Source organism: Ruegeria sp. BG10 (assembly GCF_056538575.1).
Window position 1 is genome coordinate 1,819,485 of the sequence record NZ_JBQFTI010000001.1, and the last position, 22,551, is coordinate 1,842,035.

The 22,551-nt window shown below is 59.2% G+C and carries 25 protein-coding genes; 13 read left to right on the top strand and 12 right to left on the bottom strand.

The features are described from left to right. The 5 genes from ACR0D8_RS09000 to ACR0D8_RS09020 all read left to right on the top strand — a co-directional run bounded on the left by ACR0D8_RS09000 (nt 1) and on the right by ACR0D8_RS09020 (nt 6,059). Entirely contained in the window at nt 1-1,320 is a 1,320-nt protein-coding gene (locus ACR0D8_RS09000) for a glutamine synthetase family protein (RefSeq protein ID WP_480645819.1), read from the top strand. A 59-nt stretch (nt 1,321-1,379) separates the two neighbouring features. Beyond that, nucleotides 1,380-2,060, top strand: a complete 681-nt coding sequence (locus tag ACR0D8_RS09005) for a type 1 glutamine amidotransferase (RefSeq protein ID WP_480645820.1) — start codon at nt 1,380-1,382, stop codon at nt 2,058-2,060. Next, nucleotides 2,060-3,418, top strand: a complete 1,359-nt coding sequence (locus ACR0D8_RS09010) for a glutamine synthetase family protein (RefSeq protein WP_480645821.1) — start codon at nt 2,060-2,062, stop codon at nt 3,416-3,418. Before ACR0D8_RS09005 ends, ACR0D8_RS09010 begins: the two co-directional genes overlap by 1 nt. Nucleotides 3,419-3,426: 8 nt before the next feature. Beyond that, entirely contained in the window at nt 3,427-4,731 is a 1,305-nt protein-coding gene (locus ACR0D8_RS09015; protein WP_480645822.1) for an NAD(P)/FAD-dependent oxidoreductase, read from the top strand. A gap of 113 nt (nt 4,732-4,844) precedes the next feature. After that, nucleotides 4,845-6,059, top strand: coding sequence for a DegT/DnrJ/EryC1/StrS family aminotransferase (locus ACR0D8_RS09020; protein WP_480645823.1), 1,215 nt, complete (start codon nt 4,845-4,847; stop codon nt 6,057-6,059). Nucleotides 6,060-6,062: 3 nt separating this feature from the next. On the opposite strand, the gene ACR0D8_RS09025 is transcribed toward ACR0D8_RS09020, so the two are convergent. The 4 genes from ACR0D8_RS09025 to ACR0D8_RS09040 form a co-directional block, all read right to left on the bottom strand. After that, the gene (locus tag ACR0D8_RS09025) at nt 6,063-6,824 is read right to left on the bottom strand and encodes a trypsin-like serine peptidase (RefSeq protein WP_480645824.1); all 762 of its coding nucleotides are present in this window, start codon (nt 6,822-6,824) and stop codon (nt 6,063-6,065) included. A gap of 11 nt (nt 6,825-6,835) precedes the next feature. Then, nucleotides 6,836-7,390 (bottom strand): polyhydroxyalkanoate synthesis repressor PhaR, encoded by a 555-nt coding sequence (gene phaR, locus ACR0D8_RS09030; protein ID WP_475161986.1) that lies wholly within the window; start codon nt 7,388-7,390, stop codon nt 6,836-6,838. 134 nt (nt 7,391-7,524) lie between these two features. Then, complete coding sequence (locus tag ACR0D8_RS09035; protein ID WP_475161988.1) at nt 7,525-7,971, bottom strand: phasin family protein; 447 nt, start codon at nt 7,969-7,971, stop codon at nt 7,525-7,527. Between the two features lie 131 nt (nt 7,972-8,102). Further along, the gene (locus ACR0D8_RS09040) at nt 8,103-9,905 is read right to left on the bottom strand and encodes a PHA/PHB synthase family protein (protein WP_480645825.1); all 1,803 of its coding nucleotides are present in this window, start codon (nt 9,903-9,905) and stop codon (nt 8,103-8,105) included. 111 nt (nt 9,906-10,016) lie between these two features. On the opposite strand from ACR0D8_RS09040, the gene phaZ reads away from it, so the two are divergent. Both phaZ and ACR0D8_RS09050 read left to right on the top strand, forming a co-directional pair. Beyond that, complete coding sequence (gene phaZ / locus ACR0D8_RS09045; RefSeq protein ID WP_475161992.1) at nt 10,017-11,288, top strand: polyhydroxyalkanoate depolymerase; 1,272 nt, start codon at nt 10,017-10,019, stop codon at nt 11,286-11,288. A gap of 5 nt (nt 11,289-11,293) precedes the next feature. Further along, on the top strand, nt 11,294-11,878 hold the full coding sequence (locus ACR0D8_RS09050; RefSeq protein ID WP_480645826.1) for a DUF6151 family protein: 585 nt from the start codon (nt 11,294-11,296) through the stop codon (nt 11,876-11,878). Here ACR0D8_RS09050 and ACR0D8_RS09055 read toward each other — a convergent pair. The 4 genes from ACR0D8_RS09055 to ACR0D8_RS09070 form a co-directional block, all read right to left on the bottom strand. Beyond that, nucleotides 11,869-12,585: an alpha/beta fold hydrolase gene (locus ACR0D8_RS09055; RefSeq protein ID WP_480645827.1), complete on the bottom strand. Its 717-nt coding sequence runs from the start codon at nt 12,583-12,585 to the stop codon at nt 11,869-11,871. The genes ACR0D8_RS09050 and ACR0D8_RS09055 overlap by 10 nt on opposite strands. An 84-nt stretch (nt 12,586-12,669) precedes the next feature. Continuing rightward, complete coding sequence (locus tag ACR0D8_RS09060; RefSeq protein ID WP_480646394.1) at nt 12,670-13,284, bottom strand: hypothetical protein; 615 nt, start codon at nt 13,282-13,284, stop codon at nt 12,670-12,672. 30 nt (nt 13,285-13,314) lie between these two features. Continuing rightward, on the bottom strand, nt 13,315-14,310 hold the full coding sequence (locus ACR0D8_RS09065; protein ID WP_480645828.1) for an alpha/beta hydrolase: 996 nt from the start codon (nt 14,308-14,310) through the stop codon (nt 13,315-13,317). Then, nucleotides 14,307-15,056 carry an alpha/beta hydrolase gene (locus tag ACR0D8_RS09070; protein WP_480646396.1) on the bottom strand — a complete coding sequence of 250 codons (750 nt, stop codon included), beginning with the start codon at nt 15,054-15,056 and terminating at the stop codon, nt 14,307-14,309. The genes ACR0D8_RS09065 and ACR0D8_RS09070 overlap by 4 nt, the downstream gene beginning before the upstream one ends. Nucleotides 15,057-15,270: 214 nt before the next feature. On the opposite strand from ACR0D8_RS09070, the gene thrS reads away from it, so the two are divergent. The 5 genes from thrS to ACR0D8_RS09095 all read left to right on the top strand — a co-directional run bounded on the left by thrS (nt 15,271) and on the right by ACR0D8_RS09095 (nt 19,964). Continuing rightward, nucleotides 15,271-17,229 (top strand): threonine--tRNA ligase, encoded by a 1,959-nt coding sequence (gene thrS, locus ACR0D8_RS09075; protein WP_480645829.1) that lies wholly within the window; start codon nt 15,271-15,273, stop codon nt 17,227-17,229. 221 nt (nt 17,230-17,450) lie between these two features. Beyond that, complete coding sequence (locus ACR0D8_RS09080; protein WP_475162001.1) at nt 17,451-17,753, top strand: BufA1 family periplasmic bufferin-type metallophore; 303 nt, start codon at nt 17,451-17,453, stop codon at nt 17,751-17,753. 71 nt (nt 17,754-17,824) lie between these two features. After that, complete coding sequence (gene bufB / locus ACR0D8_RS09085; protein ID WP_480645830.1) at nt 17,825-18,682, top strand: MNIO family bufferin maturase; 858 nt, start codon at nt 17,825-17,827, stop codon at nt 18,680-18,682. Further along, nucleotides 18,679-19,440: an HvfC/BufC N-terminal domain-containing protein gene (locus tag ACR0D8_RS09090; RefSeq protein WP_480645831.1), complete on the top strand. Its 762-nt coding sequence runs from the start codon at nt 18,679-18,681 to the stop codon at nt 19,438-19,440. The genes bufB and ACR0D8_RS09090 overlap by 4 nt, the downstream gene beginning before the upstream one ends. Then, nucleotides 19,437-19,964 (top strand): DoxX family protein, encoded by a 528-nt coding sequence (locus ACR0D8_RS09095; RefSeq protein WP_480645832.1) that lies wholly within the window; start codon nt 19,437-19,439, stop codon nt 19,962-19,964. Before ACR0D8_RS09090 ends, ACR0D8_RS09095 begins: the two co-directional genes overlap by 4 nt. A gap of 1 nt (nt 19,965) precedes the next feature. Here ACR0D8_RS09095 and ACR0D8_RS09100 read toward each other — a convergent pair whose 3' ends face one another. Continuing rightward, nucleotides 19,966-20,334, bottom strand: a complete 369-nt coding sequence (locus tag ACR0D8_RS09100) for a hypothetical protein (RefSeq protein ID WP_480645833.1) — start codon at nt 20,332-20,334, stop codon at nt 19,966-19,968. Between the two features lie 40 nt (nt 20,335-20,374). Beyond that, complete coding sequence (locus ACR0D8_RS09105; RefSeq protein WP_480646398.1) at nt 20,375-20,692, bottom strand: ArsC/Spx/MgsR family protein; 318 nt, start codon at nt 20,690-20,692, stop codon at nt 20,375-20,377. Nucleotides 20,693-20,908: 216 nt separating this feature from the next. On the opposite strand from ACR0D8_RS09105, the gene ACR0D8_RS09110 reads away from it, so the two are divergent. Beyond that, entirely contained in the window at nt 20,909-21,115 is a 207-nt protein-coding gene (locus ACR0D8_RS09110; protein ID WP_008758035.1) for a cold-shock protein, read from the top strand. A gap of 81 nt (nt 21,116-21,196) precedes the next feature. Here the strand turns inward: ACR0D8_RS09110 and ACR0D8_RS09115 are convergent, their stop codons facing one another. Both ACR0D8_RS09115 and thyX read right to left on the bottom strand, forming a co-directional pair. After that, nucleotides 21,197-21,505 carry a hypothetical protein gene (locus ACR0D8_RS09115; protein WP_480645834.1) on the bottom strand — a complete coding sequence of 103 codons (309 nt, stop codon included), beginning with the start codon at nt 21,503-21,505 and terminating at the stop codon, nt 21,197-21,199. Between the two features lie 59 nt (nt 21,506-21,564). Continuing rightward, the gene (gene thyX / locus ACR0D8_RS09120; RefSeq protein WP_475162011.1) at nt 21,565-22,476 is read right to left on the bottom strand and encodes an FAD-dependent thymidylate synthase; all 912 of its coding nucleotides are present in this window, start codon (nt 22,474-22,476) and stop codon (nt 21,565-21,567) included. Nucleotides 22,477-22,551: the final 75 nt, after the last annotated feature.

Consider the following 22,551-nt stretch of genomic DNA (forward strand, 5'->3'; position numbering starts at 1 on the left):
ATGGACCTGAGCGCCCTGCACAGCTTTCGTGTTGCTGCGTGTGACCTGAACGGCCAGATGCGCGGCAAGCGTGTGCCGCCCGCTTATGCCGACAAGCTGGACAGGGGTGCGGTCCGAATGCCCTTTTCGGCGCTGAACGTCGATCTGTGGGGTGCGGATATCGACGGCAGCCCGCTTGTTTTCGAAACCGGCGACGCCGATGGCGTTCTGCGGCCAACGAATCGCGGCCCTGTCCCGGTTCCGTGGCTGGACCCCGAAACGGCTTTGGTGCCTATGTGCCTGTTCGACGATGACGGCAGACCCTTTTCCGGCGATCCCCGGCACGCGTTGTCAGCCATACTCGACCGGTACGCCGAACGGGGCTGGTCCGTGGTTGCAGCAACCGAGTTGGAGTTCACGTTGCTCGACGCCTCGGGGTCCCAACCTAAGCCGCCTGTTAATCCCGTGACCGGCCGTCGTCTGGTTGATGAGGCGGTCCTGTCCATGGCAGAAATGGATGCGTTCGATGCCTTCTTTACCGATCTCTACGACGGCTGCGCGGCAATGGGCATTCCGGCTCAGACCGCGATATCCGAAAGCGGTATTGGTCAGTTCGAGATCAACCTGAACCATCAGGACGCGATGCGATGTGCCGATGATACGTGGCTTTTCAAGGCGTTGACACGCGGACTGGCGCGCAGGCACGGATTTTCAGCCACGTTTATGGCCAAACCCTATGCCGATGATGCCGGGAACGGGATGCACGTGCATTTCTCGGTCGTGGACCGTCAGGGCCAAAACGTGTTCGACAATGGCGGCCCCGAGGGCACCGGATTGCTTCGCTGGGCCGTGGCGGGATGCCTCGCGGCGATACCCGGCTGCACGCTGGTTTTCGCCCCGCACAAAAATTCCTACACGCGCCTGTTGCCCGGCGCGCACGCCCCGACCGGCGCAAGCTGGGCTTATGAAAACCGCACCGCCGCCCTGCGCGTCCCCGGCGGCGCGCCAGCAGCGCGGCGGATCGAACACCGCGTCGCCGGTGGGGACATCAACCCGTACCTGATGCTGGCCGCTGTCCTTGGTGCCGCGCTGAACGGAATCGAGGATGAGGCAGAGCCGCCCGCCCCGATCACGGGCAACGCATATGAAATCGAAGGCTTGCCCCAGATGTCGCCGGATCTGTCATCCGCCATTGCGGCGTTTGAAACCGATCCATTGGTCGCGCGCATCTTTCCCGCCGATCTGATCCGCAATTTCGCCATGACAAAGCGCCAGGAAATCCGGCGCTTTGCCGAACAACCGCCCGAGGACCACTGGCTCAGCTATCTTGAGGCCGTATGACCCCTCTTGCCCGACCAGTTGCGCTGAGCTAGAATAAATTTGATCAAATTTGGTGACCCATGAAAATCGGCATACTTCTGACCGGCCACCCCCCAGACGAGTTGCATGACCAATTCGGCGAATACGACGCCATGTTTCGCGCCCTTCTGGACGGAAACGGGTTTGAGTTTGAAACGTTCTCGGTGGTCGACAATGAATTCCCCCAGAACGAAAATCAGGCCGATGGCTGGATCATCACGGGTTCGCGTCACGGCGCGTATGAGGATCACGCGTGGATCCCCCCGCTTGAGGATCTGATCCGCGCCATTCAGAAAAGGGGCAGCCCCCTGATTGGTGTGTGCTTCGGGCATCAGATCATCGCGCAAGCGCTTGGCGGCAAAGTCGAAAAGTTCAAGGGCGGATGGTCCGTCGGGCGGACCGACTATGATTTTGAAGACCAGACCGTGTCGCTGAACGCCTGGCATCAGGATCAGGTGGTCGAATTGCCCGCAGGGGCACGAGTGACCGGCTCAAACGCCTTCTGCCGCAATGCGATGGTGGCCTATGGCGACAGCATCTGGACGGTTCAGGCGCACCCGGAATATGGCGACGCCTTCATTCAGGGTCTGATGGAAACGCGCGGCAAAGGCGTGGTCCCCGATCCGCTGTTGCAAGCCGCCGCCGACCGCCGCTCCGGCCCCGACGACAATCCGAAAATCGCGCGGCACATGGCGGAATTCCTGAAGAAAGAGAGGGCCTGATGGCCGACTGGAAAGATCAGCTGCCGGAGGCAGCGCGGACCTATATTGATGGCCAGCGGCTGGATGAGGTCGAATGCATAATCTCGGACCTGCCGGGGATCGCACGCGGCAAGGCTGTGCCTGCCTCGAAATTCGCACGCCAGTCCTATTTCCACCTGCCCGACAGCATCTTTTACCAGACCATTACCGGCGATTGGGGTGAAGCCGCGGGCGAAGACGGCTTTATTGAACGGGACATGATCCTGAAGCCCGACTTCTCGACCGCGTCCGCCGCGCCATGGACTGGGGATTGGACGCTGCAGGTGATCCATGACGCCTATGACCGAGACGACAACCCGATCCCGTTCAGCCCGCGCAATGTGCTCAAACGCGTCGTGCAAATGTATCACGACAAGGGCTGGAAACCGGTTGTCGCCCCCGAGATGGAGTTCTATCTGGTCGCACCCAATGTCGATCCGGCGCAGGGGATCAAGCCGATGATGGGGCGGTCGGGCCGCCCGGCGGCTGCACGGCAGGCCTATTCGATGACTGCGGTGGACGAATTCGGCCCGGTGATCGACGACATTTATGATTTCGCCGAACATCAGGGGTTTGAAATCGACGGCATCACGCAGGAAGGCGGTGCCGGACAGTTGGAAATCAACCTGCGGCACGGCAATCCGGTCAAGCTGGCGGATGAGGTTTTCTATTTCAAACGTCTGATCCGCGAAGCCGCCTTGCGGCATAATTGCTTTGCCACCTTCATGGCAAAACCGATCGAGGATGAGCCCGGCTCGGCCATGCATATCCACCATTCGATCATCGACATGGAAACCGGACAGAATATCTTTTCCGGTCCGCAGGGTGGTGAAACGGACGCCTTCTACCACTATATCGCGGGCCTGCAGAACCACCTGCCCGCCGGTCTGGCCGTCATGGCTCCCTACGTCAACTCCTACCGCCGCTATGTGAAAGACCACGCGGCCCCCATTAACCTGGAATGGGCGCGGGACAATCGCACCACTGGCATTCGGGTGCCGCTGTCCGGACCCGAAGCGCGCAGGATCGAAAACCGGATCGCCGGAATGGACTGTAACCCGTATTTGGGTATCGCCCTGTCGCTGGCCTGCGGATTTTTGGGTCTTACCCAACAGGAACGCCCGCGGCGACAGTTTTACGGCGATGCTTATGAAGGCGAGGGCGACATTCCGCAGGTCATGGGCAACGCGCTGGATCTTTTCGACGAGGCCACCGCCCTGCACGAGGTGCTCGGACCCGAATTCGCCCGCGTCTTTGGCATCGTCAAACGCGCCGAATACGAAGAGTTTCTGCAAGTCATCTCTCCGTGGGAGCGCGAGCACCTTCTGATGAATGTCTGAGCCGCGCGATGAACCTGCTCTATTCCAACGACCGCAAGGCCGAGTATCCTGACAGTTGGTATGCCGCGACGGCCAATCCATTGGATCGGTATCCGCCACTGGAAGCGGACATAAAGGCGGACGTGTGCATTGTCGGCGGCGGGTATACCGGGCTGTCGGCAGCGTTGCATCTGACCGAGGCCGGGTTCGACGTGGTTCTGCTTGAGGCCCATCGCGTAGGCTTTGGCGCATCGGGTCGCAATGGCGGCCAACTGGGCAGCGCACAGCGGATGGATCAGGAAGACCTCGAACGGTTGGTCGGGGATGATAACGCCGGCAGACTTTGGGATCTGGCCGAGGATGCCAAGGCGCTGGTCAAATCCCTGATCGCAAAACACAGGATCGAGTGTGATCTGAAACCCGGCGTGGCCGTGCTGGGATTGTCGGCCGGTGAACAGAATGAGTTGCATGACCATGCGGCCCACCTGTCCAACCGCTATGGTTATGACCAGATCGAACTGCTAGACGAAAACGCGGGTCACGCGCTTTGCCCTTCGCCTGCGTACAAGGGCGGGTATCTGGACATGGGCGCGGCGCATCTGCACCCGCTGAACTTTGCCCTTGGGCTGGCGCAGGCCGCGACAAAGGCGGGCGCTCGCATCTTTGAAAGCACCGAGGTTTCGACCATTGATGAGGGCTTTCCGGCCACTCTGCGCACCGAGAAGGGCGCAGTCAGGGCTGACCACGTAATTCTGGCCTGCAACGGCTATCTTGGAGATCTGAACCGCAAGGTGGCGGCCCGGGTCATGCCGATCAACAATTTCATTGCCGCGACAAAACCGCTGGGGTCCGAGACAGCAAATGTCCTGTCCCGGGACGTCGCCGTCGCTGATACCAAATTCGTGGTGAACTATTTCCGGCTCAGCGCTGATGGCCGCCTTCTGTTCGGGGGCGGTGAAAGCTATGGCTACCGTTTTCCAACCGACATCGCCGCCAAAGTCCGGAAACCGATGACCGAGATTTTCCCGCATCTGCGGGATGTTAAAATCGACTATGCGTGGGGTGGAACTCTGGGCATTACCATGCGGCGGATGCCATATCTGACGCGGGTTGCGCCCAACATCCTGTCGGCCTCGGGCTATTCCGGACATGGCGTCGGCACAGCCACACATGCCGGTCAATTGATGGCAATGGCCATTCAGGGACAAGCCGAGGGGTTCGATACCATGGCCCGCGTACCCGCCCTGCCCTTTCCTGGCGGTCCGGCGCTGCGCAGTCCGCTGCTGGTTCTGGCGATGACGTGGTTTGCCCTGCGCGACCGGTTGGGGATCTGACCTTCCAAGATTGCGACAGATTGGTGAAATTTCGCCAACCCGGTGAAAGAGGGCTTGGAACGCTTTTTGTTTAGCTTTATCTTTCCCAAAGATAGAATTTGGGAAAATCAAATATGACGCTTCCACCAAACGTTCATGACGCCGAACCCATCCCCGCAGCCGCCAGAGAAGCCATTGACGCCCTGATGCAATCCGGCGATCTGTTCCGGTATACAGCGCCGCAGGATGCACCCGTCGCTTTGCTTGAGGCCGAGTTTGCCGCCCTGCTGGGCAGCAAATATGCGCTGGCCGTTTCGTCCTGTTCGGCTGCGCTGTTCCTGTCGCTCAAGGCGCTGGGCCTGCCACGCGATGCGCGGGTTCTGATCCCAGGTTTCACCTTTGCCGCGGTTCCCTCCTCGGTCGTGCATGCGGATTGCATTCCGGTGCTGTGCGAAGTGGGCGAGAACTACCGCATCGACATGGAAGATTTCGCAGCCAGGCTGGATGATGTGCAGGCTGTGATCATCAGCCATATGCGCGGCCACACCTCGGACATGGATGCGATCATGGCGCTGTGCGACGCACGCGACATTCCCGTGATCGAAGACGCCGCGCATTCGCTGGGCACCACATGGGCCGGCCGCAATATCGGTACCATCGGCAAGGTGGGCTGTTTCTCGTTCCAGTCCTACAAGATGATCAACGCGGGCGAAGGCGGTATCCTGATCACCGACGACGCCGATCTGGTTGCCCGCGCTGTCATCATGTCGGGCGCTTACGAGCACAACTGGAAGAAACACAAAACACCGCATGGCGACAACTCGCCCGAACTGGAGCAGGCCTTTGCCCGCTGGCAGAACCGGCTGCCGCTTTATAACCTGCGGATGAGCAACCTGAGCGCCGCCGTGATCCGGCCGCAGATCCCCGAATTGGCGCGGCGCGTGCGTGACGGTCTGGCCAATCACGACTACGTGGCCGAGCGGCTGAATTCATCCCCCTATATCAACGTCCCGGCCCCGCTGGCGCCTGAACGCCGCGCGCCGGATTCGATTCAGTTCAACCTGGTCGGATTGGACGAGTCGGAAATCCGCGCCTTTGCTGCCGCTGCCGAGGTGCGTGGCGTCAAGGTTCAGGTCTTCGGTCTGAGCGAAGACAACGCGCGCGCCTTCTGGAACTGGCAATTCCTGCCCGAGAAAGCTGAGCTGACACAAACACGGGACATGCTGATGAAAGCCTGTGACGTACGCCTGCCCGTGCGGCTGACGAAAGAAGAGTTGGATGTGATCGCCGATATCCTGCTGGCGTCGGTGGGTGAAGTGACCGGTCCCGTACCCGTTTACGGCACCTGACGTCTATTGTGCATCAAGGTCAAACAACCTGATTGACAGAAACAATGCTGTAATCCCTTCGGGGGTTACGGCAACACGGGACAGGACTGCGGCAACCTGAAGTCCGCTTGGCGTCTGCACCAAAAGGGGGGCGCCGGAATCCCCCATCATGACCGGGCAGACCGCCAACAGCATCCCGCCTTCAAGGTCACGCGGCGCGCAGGTCCTGGTTCTGCTCAGCACATGCGGGCGAATGGCCGGATACCCGGCGACAAAGGGCTTCGCCGCAACGGTGTCTGCCAGAGGCAGAAACCCCAGTTCCTGACCAAGCGGTTCGCTGAGCTCCAGAACGGCCCAATCCAGATCAGTCCGATCATCAAAACCTCCGCCAACGCCCTGTTCGGAATGAAATCGGTACCTGTCGACGGCCGAGACCGCAACGGCAGCCCCGCGCTGATATCCGGCCGCAAAGATGATACTGGATGCAGGAATCCATCGTTGCCGAGAAGCGTTGTATAAACAATGTGCTGCAGTCAGAACCTCACGCTCTGATACCAGCACTCCGGTACAATGCGATCGCTGGTCTCTGCTGGCAAAATTGATCCGACCGATGGCCTGCCACGGCGGCATTGCCGCATCCAGAATCTCGCGTTCGCGAATGTCGGCGCAGCCGGACCGCGCCTCCGCTCCAAGCGTACAAATCGGGGACCAGGTATCGGAATAAAGACCCTGAGACATCGCAGGCTGCATCCAAAGCAGCGCGACGCTCAGGGCCAGCCAACGCATCGGTGATGACTTCAGTTCAGCTTGGACAGTTTTTGCTGCAACTCGGCCAGTTGCTTTTTGATATCATCCAGATCTTCCTTTGATTCAGACTTGTCTTTCTCGTCCTTCTCGGGCCCAGACCATCCGCCGGACAAACCGCCGGTCATCGCCTTCAGAAAGGCCTGTTGCTGCGCCTGCATCGCTTCGAACCCAGGCATCTGAGACATCGGGTTCATGGCGTTCATGTTTTCCATCATCTTGCTCTGGCTTTCGCGTAGCATTTCGAACGAGCTTTGCAGGAATTGCGGCATCATCCCTCCGCCCGGAATCATGTAGCTGCGGACCAGATCGTTCAGCACATTGACCGGGAGGACATTTTCGCCCCGGCTTTCGTGTTCGGCGATGATTTGCAACAGATATTGCCGGGTCAGGTCATCACCGGTTTTCAGGTCGATAATCTGCACTTCGCGCCCGTCGCGAATAAAGGTCGCTATATCTTCCAAAGTCACATAGTCGCTGGTCTCGGTGTTATACAGCCGGCGGCTGGCATAACGTTTGATCAACAGCGGTTTTTCTTGTTCTGACACCGTTTACCCTCCCCAAGGATGATGCGTTGCAGCAGAGATTATGCGAGCGCAGAACAAAAAGAAAGGGCAGGTCAAACGACCTGCCCCACGCGATTGCACCGTTTGGGAGGAATGGGTGCGCCTCGCGGCTTTTCTTACTTGGCAGCCGTTGCTTTCTTGGCAGCAGCGGTCACGTCGTTGGTGGCCTTCTTGACGGCAGCAGTTGCGTCTTCGGCAGCTTCTTTGCCAGCAGCCATCAGCAGCTCGACGGTTTCGGACTGCAGCTTTTTCGCGATCTCAGCGAAAGCAGCCATGTTTTCAGCAGCAACTTCAGCCGACGCGCTTGCGAAATCGGTTGCGGCTTTTGCATAGTCAGCAGGCTCGGCCTTTGCTTTCGACATCTCGGTCAGTTTGGCCAGGGTGTCCTTGGTCCATTTGTTCGAGATCTCAGCCGATTTTTCTGCTGCTTCCAGAGCAACGCCCGACAGTTTTTCGTTCAGGGTCGCGGTCGATTTGAAGGCACCTTCCAGCGCGGTGGTGTCAACGGGGAACGCGCCCATCATGTCTTTCAGGGTCGCGGTAAAGTCTTGAGTCTTTGCCATTGTCGTAATCCTTGTTGCCGAACCGGGCCCACCCCGGTTTTCATCAGCTTGAGGGCAATATGATTGCTGCATTGCAGCATTGCAAGTTTTTTCTTGCTGCAATGCAGAAAAATTTCAGGAATTGCGCGAAATCAACTGGTTGATTTGACCAGGACATATGTCCCGGGTGCCGCCGCCAGCGAGGGATGATCCGAATCGCCGGGCGAGCGGGCGGGTATCTGCTTGCCCGAACGCTTTTTAAGCCAGGCCTCCCACAGCGGCCACCAGGACCCCTGGTGGAAGTCGGCATCCTTCAGCCAGGTGTCGGCATCGGGTTTCATGTCGGCGTTAGTGTAGTGGCCATATTTCTTCTTGCTGGGCGGGTTGACGATCCCCGCGATATGACCGGATTCGGACACCACAAATGTCTTCGAGCGCGAGCCCATCTGCTGAACGCCCCGGTAGCAGGATTTCCAGGCCGCGATGTGATCGGTTTCACAGGTGATGGCCATCAGAGGTACGTCGACGTCGCGGACATGCAGCTTGTGCCCCAGAAGATCGAACCCGTCGGTCACGAAATCATTGCGCTGGCACAGACCGCGCAGATACTCGACCGCCATGCGCCCGGGCAGGTTCGCCCCGTCCCCGTTCCAGAACAGAAGGTCGAATGCGGGCGGCGTCTCTCCCATCATATAGCTGCGGATGGCGGGGCCATAGATCAGGTCATTCGAGCGAAGGAAGGACATCGTGCGTCCGACAACCCAGGCCTTGAGCACCCCGTCTTTTGAAACCTGATCTTCGATGCCGTCCACGAAATCGTCCTGCAGGAAGGGCGTGAATTCTCCCTGATCGCCGAAATCGGTCAGCGCGGTGAAGAAGGTTGCGGATTTGATGGATTTGTCACCGCGCTGTTTCAGCAATGACAGCGTCAGGCCGAGCGTTGTACCGGCGATGCAATACCCTACCGCATTAACCTGTTTGACCTTGCAGATGGACTTGGCTTCTTCGATAGCAGTCAGAAAGCCCTCCTGCACGTAATCGTCCATGCCGATATCGGCGTGCGAATTGTCTGCGTTAACCCAGCTGACGACAAACAGAGTATAACCCTGCTCGGTCACCCATTTGATAAGGCTGTTCTGCGCCTTGAGGTCGAGGATATAGAATTTGTTGATCCAGGGTGGGAACAGAACGATCGGGGTTTCGTGAACCGTTTCGGTTACCGGTTTGTACTGGATCAATTCCATCAGGCGGTTGCGGAATACCACGTCGCCCGGGGTTGTGGCGATATTGCCGCCAACCTCGAACGCGCTTTCGTCCGCCAGTCGCACCACCATCTCGCCGTCGTTGGCCTCAAGGTCTGCGACGAGGTTCTCCAGCCCTTTGATCAGCGACTGCCCTTCTGTCTCGACCGCCTTTTCCAGCGCGTCCGGGTTGGTTGCCAGAAAATTCGTCGGCGACATCATGTCGATGATCTGCTGCGAAAAGAACTGCAGACGCTGTTTGTCCTTGGTATCCATATCCTCGACCGACGCGACGGCCTGCGAAATGGCTTCGGCATTGGTCTGGTACTGCTGTCGGATAAAGCGGAAATAGGGGTTGGAGTCCCACATGGGGTTGGAGAACCGTTTATCGGACGGCCTGTTGTCACCGTCGTCAATCTCGCCTTTGGTGAAAGCTTGCTGCGCCTCGGCGTAGTTCAGAACCGACTTGCCCCAATATTCGATCTGCTGCTCCAGCAGCTTGGCGGGATTTTGCCACGCCTCTGTCAGATAGGCCGTTGCTGCCCTTGCAAACAATTCTTGATTCGGACCGTCCAGCGCGGGGGTATGCGTCTTTTTTCCGGCAAGAATTTCGACCAGCCTTTTTGACAGTTCTTCGACCTTGGTCATGTTTTCTTTAAGGCGTTCAATATGTTCTTCGGGTACCTGAGGTGTCTGATCTTCGCTTGTTGTCATTTTAACAATTCCCCCCTAACCTTGCTGCTATGCAGAATAACGTCGTAGGCGCTGGGGGGCAAAGCGACGAATGGTCCGAACTTTCAGACTGACACTCAGGAGACCCATTTTATGCGCTATATGATCACTTACGATCTTATGGAAACCATGCGCAACACGAACCAATGGATGGGTGCCACTGCCAGTGCCATGGCCTCTTACCCCTTGTTTTCTATGGTTCCCAACCCCGCGTTCAGCATGATGGCCGCATGGGGCGAAGTGACCGAACGCACCTTTCAGCGCATGGTGGTCAAGCCCGACTGGGGCATTCGCACCTATACCTGCGAAGACGGCAAGGACCATCTGGTTGAGATTGTTCCGGTGATGGAACGGCCATTTGGCGACCTCGTCCATGTGCGCGTGAACGGCCGCGAGGAACAGCCCCGCAAGGTTCTGCTGGTGGCGCCGATGTCGGGCCATTATGCGACCCTGCTGCGATCCACGGTCAAAAGCCTGCTGGTCAATTGCGAAGTCTACGTTACCGACTGGCATAATGCGCGTGATATTCCCGTGTCCGAAGGCAAATTCGATGTCGAGGATTACACGCTTTACCTTGTCGATTTTATGAAGGCGCTTGGCCCGGATACGCATGTTGTTGCGGTATGCCAGCCCGCGCCGCTGACGCTGGCCGCGACAGCCTATCTGGCCGAGGTCGAGCCCAAGGCGCAGCCAACCACCCTGACCCTGATCGGCGGTCCGGTCGACCCGGATGCCACCCCCACCGACGTAACCGATTTTGGCCGTCGCGTGACAATGGGACAACTGGAAGAAACCATGATCCAGCGCGTTGGTTTCAAATACAAAGGCGTCGGCCGCATGGTCTATCCCGGCCTGTTGCAACTGGCCTCGTTTATGTCAATGAACGCTGACCGCCACTCGCAGGCGTTTTCGGACCAGATCCAGCGCGTCATGCGGGGTGAAGCCTCGGACCACGATGCGCATAACCGTTTCTACGACGAATATCTGGCCGTCATGGACATGACCGCAGAATTCTATCTGTCGACGGTCGAACGGGTGTTCAAAAAGCGTGAAATCGCACGCAACGAGTTTGTGGTGGCCGGTCACAAGGTCGATATCGGAAAAATCACCGATGTCGCGGTCAAAACGGTCGAAGGCGCAAATGACGACATTTCCGCCCCGGGTCAGTGCATCGCCGCCCTTGACCTGTGCACCGGGTTGCCAGAGTCCAAAAAAGCCAGCCATGTCGAGCCGGGCGCAGGCCACTATGGTATCTTCGCGGGCCGCAGCTGGCGCGACAATATCCGGCCTTTGGTGATCGACTTCATGAACGCCAACACGCGCAAACCGCCTCGCCGGGCAGCCAACAAGAACAAAGTGGCCTGAACCCCGTGGGAGGAAAGGCACCAAGGGAAACCGAATTCTCCTGTGATTGCGGGTCTCTACGCGGACGCATAACGGCGAATGGCGTACGAACCGGCACGCATGTTGAGTGTTTTTGCCACGATTGCCGCGCCGCCCAGCTGTATTTCGGACAGCCCGATCCGGCCCCCGGCCCGGTCGAGATTTTTCAGATGATCCCTGAAGAGATTCAGATCGACGCCGGGGCGGAACATCTAGCGCTGATGCAGCTTAGCCCCAAAGGGATGCTTCGATGGTACGCCGCGTGCTGTAACGCACCGATTGCGACAACCTCGCGCACGCCGAAATTCCCTTTTGCCGGGTTCATCGTCAAACGGATACCTGAACCCGACGGGCTCGGCCCCGTCACCACCCGCGGTTTTGTCCCGAAACCCGACGGCAAACAATCGCATGAGAAACCCTGGCCCGCGGTATATGGGTTACTGACGCGCACGGCGAAATCCCGGCTGTCCGGAAGCTGGAAAAAGACCCCCTTTTTCGATCCACAGACCGGCGATCCGGTGGCAAGCCCTACCATCCTCAGCAAATCCGAGCGGGCGGCGCTTTACCCGTAAGACACTTGCCCGGGGGTGGTCAGCCACGCCTCAAGCGCGCCATTCACGATCTGCGGCGTTTCCAGGGTCGGCAGGTGCCCTGCCTCGTCGATCACTTGCAGTTGCGCTCCGGGTATCAACCCTGCCATGAAAGTGTGTTTTCTGACCGGTGTCAGCGTGTCATGCGCCCCGCACAGGATCAGGGTCGGCACGTTGATACGGCGCAGTTCCCCCTGCTGATCAGGCCGGCGTTGCAGCGCGCGCATCTGGCGCGCGAACACGTCCGGCCCCAGATCCAGCGCCATATCAATGACCGTGTTGAGAATGGGGATGCGCCGCGGTCCGGGGGCCAGAGTGTCCGACCCGATCATCCTGCGTATGACATCTTCGAGACGGCCCGCCTTGGCGCCCACCATCAACTCCTCGCGCGAGGCCGCGATCTGAGGCGTATCGGCCTGTGCATCTGTCGCGATCAGGCACAGGCGCGACACCCGATCCGGTGCCCGGCGAATGATCTCAAGCGCGACGCCACCGCCCATATTCACGCCGCCCAGTGCAAAACGATGCGGCAGTTGATCCAGCAGCCTGGACGCTATCTCCTCGATCCGTTCGCCGTTTGATATCGGGGCCACCGTGACCGCGCGCTGTCGCGACAGGCTGACAATCTGGGGTTCGAAAAGCCGGGCATCACACATCAGTCCGGGCAGCAAAACCAGCGGCTCGATCACGCGGGGCCTCCTAAAATTCGACCTCTGGGGCGGACGTCTTTTTCAACAGGATGAGAGGTTTTGAATGCGCGGGCAAGTGAAAGTTCAGGGATAGGCGATCCCCCGAAAACCCGGAAAGTCCGCATAGCGTTTGCGCCGGGTGCCAAGGTCCTCGCCCGGTTCTGCGCCGGGGCGCAGCAGGCAACCCCGAGGTGCGATGTAACTATCGATCCGGCGGTGGGGTATGGGCCGCCAGACAAGGTTGAAGGCGCAGAGTTTGGGAAAGAACCAGATTTCGGAATAGTCCAGATGATCATGCAGCCACCAGGCCAGATCACGCCAGTCCCGCCCGGCCTCGTATTGATCCGCAAACCAGGGGATGACGATAGACGCCCCGGCGATCCGCTGGTCGCCTTCGCCCCGGTCCCAGATATGACACTCCAGCGGATTGTCGTTTCGCGCGCAATTCAGGCGGTTCTCATTCCCGAACCTGTTCAGAGAGGCCGACCGGTACCCTGACCTGGCCGCCACCCGTCCGAACGTTTCTTCCAAGGGGTCAAGCAGGGTTTGGCAGAACGCCCTGCCCGTTTCGATGGCAAGGTCAGGGTTGTCGGGGAGGTTCTGCACCATGTGGAAATTTCCGATTTCCGAATACAGAAAATCGCGCATGAAAAAGTGCCGGGACAGGCGCACGCGGCCAAGCGTCTCAAGGCTCCACATGCTGCCCGGTTTGCGCATCGACCGCCCCTGTTACCGCACGCCCAGCCCGTCAAGCCAGGCGAGAATTCCGGCCACCGCGGCTTCTGTCTGACCCGGTGACATCAACCGGCCCGCCACGACATGAGCCATGGGATCGTCCCCCGATCCCATTGTCACAAGTTCGACCGTTGCGGGCGCACCCCAGACCTCAGCCACTTTGTGGGTTCGGTCAGGGCGCACAACCTGATCGTCGTCCGAGAACCAGAACAGCGCGGGCACCTGCGCCCCCGAAAAGTCCAGCGCATAGACCACGTCAACCAGCACCGTCATCGGCACAACGGCCTCCCACGGGTAGACCGCCGACCAGTATTTGTTCTTCTCCGGGTCCGGGCCGGATACATCCCGGTCCTTCCCCATCAACACAGGCAACCAGTCCCGGGCCCATGGCAGGCCCGGAATCCATGCGCCCGGTGCATTGACGCCAAAGTTGGGCGAGACAAAGACCATGCCGGCGACGTCCTGGCTGAGTTCGTCGTCCAGCGCTGCCGCGGCGGCCAGCGTCCCGCCGGTTGAGGTTGAGATAACGACAACCTTGTCACCAACGGCCCGCGCCGCCGCCAACCCTTCGGCCAGATCCTGCATCCAGCCCGAGGCCGTGCCTTCGGCCATCGCGTCGCCCGAACGACCATGCCCCAGCAACCGGGTATAGACCAGATTGGCCCCAAGCGCCTCGGCGACCAGATCGGGAACCGGTCGGATTTCCTCGGACGAGGCGGAAAAACCGTGCACATACAGGATCGAGACAGGTGTCCGGCGTTCTTGGAATCCGTCTTGCCAGATCACCCGCTTTTCAACACCGGGCACGATGTCGTCAAACGCGGACTCTGTGCTTTCAAAGTAAACCTGAACGCCTTCGCCGAATTTTGCCGGATCAAAGCGCGGATGAAGGTTCACTTCCTCTCGCGGCCCGAACCAGTAGACCAGCCCGCCCACGACCACCAACGCCAGAATAAGCCGCCCCAATACCTTTCCGATAACTCTGATCATTGTGCCCCCATCACTTCAAGTACCGCGCTTTCGATCACCCCAAGGCACGGCCCGTCCGAGAACCGGTGATCGGCATCTTTCACCAGCAGCAACCGCATGTCTGGCCCGCCCGCATGTTCCAGCAGCCGAATGGCGGTCTCAGTGGATACCGCAGTATCCGCCGTGCCTTGCAGAAACCGAACCGGAAAAGGCAGAGTCAGCGTCTCCCGCAAAACCAATTGCTGCCGCCCATCCTCGATCATCCGCTTGGTGATGACGTAAGGCTCCATATAATCCGAGGGCAATTCCACATGGCCAACGGACTCCAGTGCCGCCTTCTGTTCCGCGCTGAACGACGCCCAATACCCGTCTTCGGTAAAATCCGGCGCGGCAGCGATGGTGACCATACCGGCGATCCGATCCGGTATTGCCCTGGCCAGCAGCAGCGCCTGCCACCCGCCCATTGACGAACCGACAACAATCAACGGTCCTTCGGTCAGTTCCGAAACCGCCGCCACCGTGTCCTGATGCCAGTCGCCGATACAGCCTTCCTCGAACGTGCCCGAGCTTTCGCCATGGCCGGAATAATCGAACCGCAAAAACGCCTGCCCGCGCGCCTGCGCCCAGGCCTCCAGATGCACAGCTTTGGTGCCCTCCATGTCCGATTTCAGCCCGCCCAGAAAAACGATGGTTGGTCCGGTACCTTCGCTTTTGTGATAGGCCAGCCGCCGCCCCTGCGGTGTCTCCAGAAATTCCGCCACTGCCATGAAAACCTCTTCCTTTTGCAACATCATGCACGCTCCCACCCCAAGTGCAATTCCCGGATCCCGCTTCATCTGGCTAAAAATACCTCGGGGAGCGCGAGGGGCAGCGCCCCTCGCTTCCGTACTTGACACGCAGGCAGCCGCCTGCCAAATCAGCCGGACACCATAACCCGCAACCGGGCGTTCAGTGGGCGCCAAACCGACGAGGAGAGCCGATATGGCCCTGGATGCAAAATCCGTCTCACTCACCTTTCCCGATGGCAATGCACGATCCTATGACGCAGGCGTAACGCCCGCGCAGGTGGCTGCCGACATCTCGACCTCGCTGGCGAAAAAGGCCATCTCGGCCACCGTGAACGGCCAGCACTGGGACCTGCAATGGCCCATCGAATCCGATTCCGAAATCGCCATCCACACCATGAAGGACGAGGTTCAGGCCAATGAACTGATCCGCCACGACCTGGCCCATATCATGGCCCGCGCCGTGCAGGAAATCTGGCCTGATACCAAGGTCACCATTGGCCCCGTGATCGAAAACGGCTGGTACTACGATTTTGACCGCGCCGAACCGTTCACGCCCGAAGACCTCGGCCTCATCGAGAAAAAGATGAAGGAAATCATCAACAAGCGCGACGCCGTGACCACCGAGGTCTGGGACCGCCAGCGTGCGATCGATTTCTACACCGCCAATGACGAGCCTTATAAGGTGGAACTGATCGAAGCCATTCCGGGCGACGAGCCGCTGCGCATGTACTGGCATGGCGACTGGCAGGACCTGTGCCGCGGCCCGCACCTGCAGCACACCGGTCAGGTGCCGGGTGACGCGTTCAAGCTGATGTCCATCGCAGGCGCCTATTGGCGTGGTGACAGCAGCCGCGCGATGCTTCAGCGCATCTACGGCGTTGCTTTCACCGGCAAGGAAAAGCTGAAAGCTCACCTGCACATGCTGGAAGAAGCCGCCAAGCGCGACCACCGCAAGCTGGGGCGCGAGATGGACCTGTTCCACATGCAGGAAGAGGCCCCGGGTCAAATCTTCTGGCACCCCAACGGCTGGACCATCTACACGCAGCTTCAGGACTACATGCGCCGCAAGCAGCGCGCCGATGGCTATCGCGAGATCAACACCCCGCAGGTCGTCGACCGCAAGCTGTGGGAAGCCTCGGGCCACTGGGACAAATATCAGGAACACATGTTCATCGTCGAAGTCGAAGAGGAACATGCCAAGGAAAAGGCGATCAACGCGCTGAAACCCATGAACTGCCCCTGCCATGTGCAGGTGTTCAATCAGGGTCTGAAGTCCTATCGCGACCTGCCGCTGCGGCTGGCTGAGTTCGGCTCGTGCTCGCGCTATGAACCGTCGGGCGCGCTGCACGGCATCATGCGCGTGCGCGGCTTCACGCAGGACGACGCGCATATCTTCTGCACCGAGGACCAGATCGAAGCCGAATGCGCGAAGTTCATCAATTTCCTGGCAAGCGTCTACCAGGATCTCGGATTCGAACAGTTCGAGATCAAGTTCGCCACCCGGCCTGAAAAGCGCGTAGGCAGCGACGAAAGCTGGGATCACGTCGAAGGCGCGCTGGAAGCTGCGATCAAGGCCACCGGCCGGGACTTTACTCTGGAACCCGGCGATGGTGCCTTTTACGGACCCAAGCTGGACTTCTACCTGACGGACGCGATCGGCCGGGTGTGGCAATGCGGCACTTTCCAGGTTGACCCGAACCTGCCTGAACGGTTGGGCGCGACCTATATTGCTGCAGATGGCAGCAAACAGCGCCCCTATATGCTGCACCGCGCTTGCCTGGGCTCGTTCGAGCGGTTCATCGGTATCCTGATCGAAGAACACGCCGGTAAGCTGCCCTTCTGGCTGGCCCCGCGTCAGGTCGTTGTCGCGTCAATCACGTCCGAGGCGGATGATTACGTCCTTGAGGTGGTCGAAACCCTGAAGGCAGCCGGTGTCCGGGCCGAGGCCGATATTCGCAACGAGAAAATCAACTACAAGGTTCGCGAGCATTCGGTCGGCAAAGTGCCGGTCATTCTGGCCGTTGGTCACCGCGAGGTCGAAGACCGCACGGTCAGCGTCCGCAGGCTGGGTGAAAAACAGACACAGGTTCAGTCGCTTGACGCTGTAACAAATGAGCTGTCCAGAGCGGCGACCCCGCCCGACCTGCTGTAACATTCGGCGGCAAATTGCCCGAAATCCGGCCCCGGCTTGGGGGCCGGATTGAAACAATTACCCTTTTTCTTTTCAAAAACAATTTGTTAACCTGCAACGGGGCATGACATGTCCTGACGGGGTTGTGAGACACGGGCTCGTGAATTTAACTGTGGCCGTTCAACCATTACCTTTGTCATTGTCACAAGCAGACATACGCAGTCACCAAAAGGATTACCGAGATGTCGAACACCGCAAAAACCCTGGTTATCGCAAGCGCAGTTGCAGCAGCCGTTTCCGGTGCAGCCACAACAGCCACCGCACAGGCCAAAGAGAAATGCTATGGCATTTCGCTGGCCGGTCAGAACGACTGTGCTGCCGGCCCCGGCACCACCTGCGCGGGCACCTCGACCGTTGACTATCAGGGCAACGCATGGACCCTGGTGGATGCCGGCACCTGCGCCGATATCGACCTGCCCAAAGCAGCCGATGGTTCGGCCCGCAAAGGTTCGCTTGAGCCGCTGGATCGCGACCTGCCTGCATAAGCCTGAGTTTTCAAAAACCGAAGGGGCGGGCAATAACGCCCGCCTCTTTGTCGTGATTGGGGAAGACGCACATGCTGGACAACACAACCAGAGAGAACAGACTGCCCGCCGCGCCGGGCGTCGGCTACAAGCCCCAGCATTTTTCCGAGGTTCTCGATCATGCGCACCCCGTGGCATGGCTTGAGATTCATGCGGAAAACTACATGGGCGACGGTGGCCGCCCCATCGCACAACTGCGCCATCTGTCCGAACAGTTTCCAATCTCGGTTCACGGTGTGGGCCTGTCGATCGGGGGCGAAGGTCCGCTGGACAAGGATCACCTTGCCCGTCTGAAACATCTGGTCGGCTGGCTGAACCCCGCCAGCTTTTCGGAACATCTGGCCTGGTCGACCCATGACAGCCACTTCCTGAACGACCTGCTTCCCCTGCCTTACACGGACGCAACATTGACCCGCATCTGCGAGCATATCGATCTGGTACAGGAAACCGTGGGGCGGCAGATGTTGCTGGAAAACCCGTCCAGCTATCTGGCATTTGAAGAAAGCACATGGTCCGAGCCTGATTTTCTGCGCGAAATCGCACGGCGGACCGGGTGCGGTTTGCTGTTGGACGTGAACAACGTATTCGTATCCGCAACCAATCTGGATTTTTCACCCCAAAGCTATATCGACGCCTATCCGCTGGACAAAGTGGGCGAGATCCACCTTGGCGGCCATGATGAGGACGAGGACGACCACGGCCACCCTCTGCTGATCGACAGCCACGGGCGCGAAGTCGTCGATCCGGTCTGGGCGCTGCTCGACTATGTGCTGGAGCGGTCCGGACCCAGACCCGTTCTGATCGAATGGGACACCGATGTACCCGACTGGCCTGTCTTGCGGGCCGAAGCCGACCGCGCGCAGTCGGCCCTGAACCGGGTTCCGGCATGAGCGTTTCGCAATCAACCTTCCACGCCGCGTTGCTGGACCCGGCTGCCGCGATACCCGAGGGCCTTCTGGATGCTGCCGCGCAACCTGCCGGGCGTCGGTTCAGTGTCTACCGCAACAACGTCGCAGTATCTCTGACCGAGGCGATGCATCAGGCCTTTCCGGTCATCACCAAGCTGCTGGGCCCCAAGAACATGGACGGGCTGGCTGGCATCTTTCTGCGCAAGCACCCGCCTTCCTCGCCGCTGATGATGTTTTACGGCGACGAATTTCCCGACTTCCTGGCCGGGATGGATCAGCTTTCCCATCTGGGTTACCTCGCCGATGTCGCGCGGCTGGAACTTGCATTGCGCCGGTCATACCACGCGGCGGACCGCCCGCCCGCGCCCGCCGATGCTCTGGACGTGCCGCCAGAAGATATCATGCGGGCAAAGCTGGAATTTGCGCCGTCGATGCAGGTTTTGCGCTCGCAATGGCCGGTGTTTTCCGTCTGGCGCTTTAACACGGAAGACGACGCGCCTAAGCCCGCACCGGGCCCCGAGGATGTCCTGATCACCCGGCCCGACTATGATCCAGTTCCGCAGCTCCTGCCCGAAGGCGGCGCGGACTGGATCGAAGGGCTTCGGTCCGGGCAAGCCATCGGCGAAGCATTTGAACAAACGGCCACCAATTTCCCCGAATTCGACCTTGGGGCCACTCTGGCGCTGCTTTTGCAAGGCGGTGCAATAACCACTGTGACTATCGAAAGGCTGGCAACATGACTGCCCTGATCTCTCTTCACAACAACACCCTGGGAAGGCTGGAAATGACCTCCGGCTGGCTGACGCCCACTCTGGCCCGACTGGTCTTTGCCGCGACTCTGCTGATTTACTACTGGAATTCGGCAACGACCAAGCTCGGCAACGGCATTTTCGGATTTCTGTTTCCGTCGGATGGCGCCTACGTGCAGATCTTTCCCAAGGCGATGGAAGCCGTCAGCTATGACAGCTCTCAACTGGGGATTTTTCATTGGGCCATTGCGGTCGCAGGAACATGGGCGGAATTTCTGCTGCCAGCGTTGATTGTGATTGGTCTTCTGTCCCGGTTCGCAGCACTGGGCATGATCGCCTTTGTCTGGGTGCAGACCATCGTGGATGTCAACGGCCACGGGACTGAGTTGGGTAGCTACTTTACCAACAACGTGAGTTTGCTGGACGATCGGACGCTGTGGTCGTTTCTGCTTGCGGTGATTGTGATCAATGGCGCAGGCCCTTTGTCGGTTGACCGGATCCTGCGCATCAAATGATCTAGAAATGTGCCTTGGGCTCGTCCGGTTTACCCGCGGCCAGCCCAAGCAGGCCCGCCACGGCCGCAAAAGCAACCGGGAACATTGTGAAGACATTGAACCCGAACGCGTAATACATCCCGGCTGCCGAAATCAGCAGCAATACCCCACCGATCAGTGCCCGCGCATGGGCCATTGCGCCCCCGGCGATGGCCAGCAACGGGGCGATGATGGACGCCGCCTGAATGAGCTGAGCGTTGTCGACCTGCTCGGCCACGCCTTCGATCTCGCCAAAACGGTCGATGAGTTCGACATAGCCATAGCCGAAAAAGCCCACGATCATTCCGATCAAGCCGGAAATGACACCCAGAATCATAGCTGCGTTACGCATTCAAAACCTCTTTCTTGCGCCAAATCAGATAAGCACCCGTTCACGCTACGCCAAGACCCGCCCGCGTTTCAGGCCCCCAGCCCAGAAACAGCGTGCCACTTTGGTCGATCAAAGGCCGCTTCATCAGAGTCGGGTGTTCGACAAGCAGCTCTAACGGTGGCCGCGTGCGTTGTTCTTCGTCCAATCCACGCCAGGTTGTAGAGCGCGTGTTGAGCAAAGCCCCGCCGAACGCCTCCAGGGCCTGTTCCAGAACGGATTCTGGTACGCCGTCCGCTCGAACGTCGACAAACTCGGCATCCGGCAGGGATTTCAAAGCCTTACGGCAAGTATCACAGGTCTTCAGACCATAAAGGCGCATTTTCGGACAGCTCCTGTTTTTGGGGCAATTTTTGGCAAATTTGCCTGTGTCTTCCGGTAATTCTTGATTTTTTACTTCACCGTGCAATGTTGAAAAAGACGAAACACGCAATTCGGGCCGTATCGTGTGGGCGATACAGTGACGTGTTGCGGCGGCGTCAATCACTACCCCCACCAATTATGTGGGACAACGTGTAAGTAGAAGGAGACACGGGAAATGCCAACTGGCACCGTGAAATGGTTTAATACCACCAAAGGCTATGGGTTTATCGCCCCTGATGAGGGCGGCAAGGACGTTTTTGTTCATATCTCGGCCGTAGAACGATCCGGTCTGACCGGGCTCGCTGACAATCAGAAAGTCTCGTATGAGTTGCAAGACGGGCGCGACGGCCGCCAGATGGCAGCTGATTTGAAGCCACTGTAAATCACCCCGTTTTCCGCGGGGCCCCAAAACAGGTTGACGGCCAATTTCCGGCCGTTGACCGATTTTCAAAGGTTTGAAACCTTACCCTCGTGCCGGGTCGCTCCCGGCATGAATGTGCCAGTGTTGACCCATCGCCACGATGCAGGACGTTCCCGTGGCGTAGGTCACCACCATTGTCCAGTCGCCGGACTTGCTGGTCCAGACCTCCATCACCTGCTCCGGTCCCCGCACCCCGGTTGCAGCGCGTTCCGAGCCGAACTGGCGCGTCAGTTTCTCGTGCATGCGCGGCGTCGGCTCGCAGATCACCTCGGCAATCGGAGACTTGGCAACCGCTGGCCCTGCCAGCATCAGGACAAGGCAAGCGGATCGGGTCGCGGCAGAAATTGTCATGAGTTGAATGTAACATCTTCATGACAATCCGTATAGACAAACGATATGCGCTTTGCTTTTTATCCTTCGCGAATAACGGCCTCGAACTCGCGCCATTCCCGCGCGGTCATACCGGAGTTTTCCTGCGTCACCGTCTCTCCGGCCAGCATTCTGCGCAGGCTGTCGACCATTTGTGCAGACAGGTTAACGGCGCCCAGGCGGTAATCTTCGAACGCCTTGTAGGCGAAGGGCACCCAGTCGGCGACGATCCTGCACATGGTTTCGGCATAGACTCTGATCTCGTACTGAGCGTGCGGATCAGCCCGCAGGCGCAGGAAGTGGAACAGGTTGTGCAGATCGACCTTCCAGTACCACTGGGTATAGATGTTTGCCGGCAGGTTCATTCGTGCCAGTTCCCGCGCCAGCCCCTGCTGGCCGTCCTGGCTGATCATCGCTTCGTAGTTGTCATAGCAGCGCGCGCTGTCGGCCTTGAGAATGTCCAGCACGCGCGCGGCCTCTTCCCCTTCCAATGCCGAACCCCGGCCCTGATTGTTGACCTCGGACTGGGCGGCGACATGGTCCGGCGCCGGGATGTAGAATTCGCGGTCCAGTATCGAATAGCGGGCCGAGTATTCGTTCACGTTAGCGGTGCGGTGGCGAATCCACTGCCGGGCCACGAAGACCGGCAGCTTGACATGCAACTTGACTTCGCACATCTCGAACGGGGTCGAGTGCCAGTGGCGCATCAGATAGCGGATCAGCCCCTCATCGTTTTGAACCGATTTGGTCCCCTTGCCGTAGGACACCCGCGCCGCCTGGCAAATCGCCGCGTCGTCGCCCATGTAGTCGATCACGCGCACAAATCCATGGTCCAGCACCTGATGCGCCGAATACAGGTGGTCTTCCATCCCCGCAGCCACAACGCGGCGTGTAGGATACGACTGCGCCCGTTGCGCTTCGATCTCGGCCAGTTGGTCAGAGGACAGCGGCATGAAATTTCCTTTCCAGCAATGAGTCGCCTGCCACTATATCTCGGCAATTCTCGGACCGGAACCGCGATATGTGCG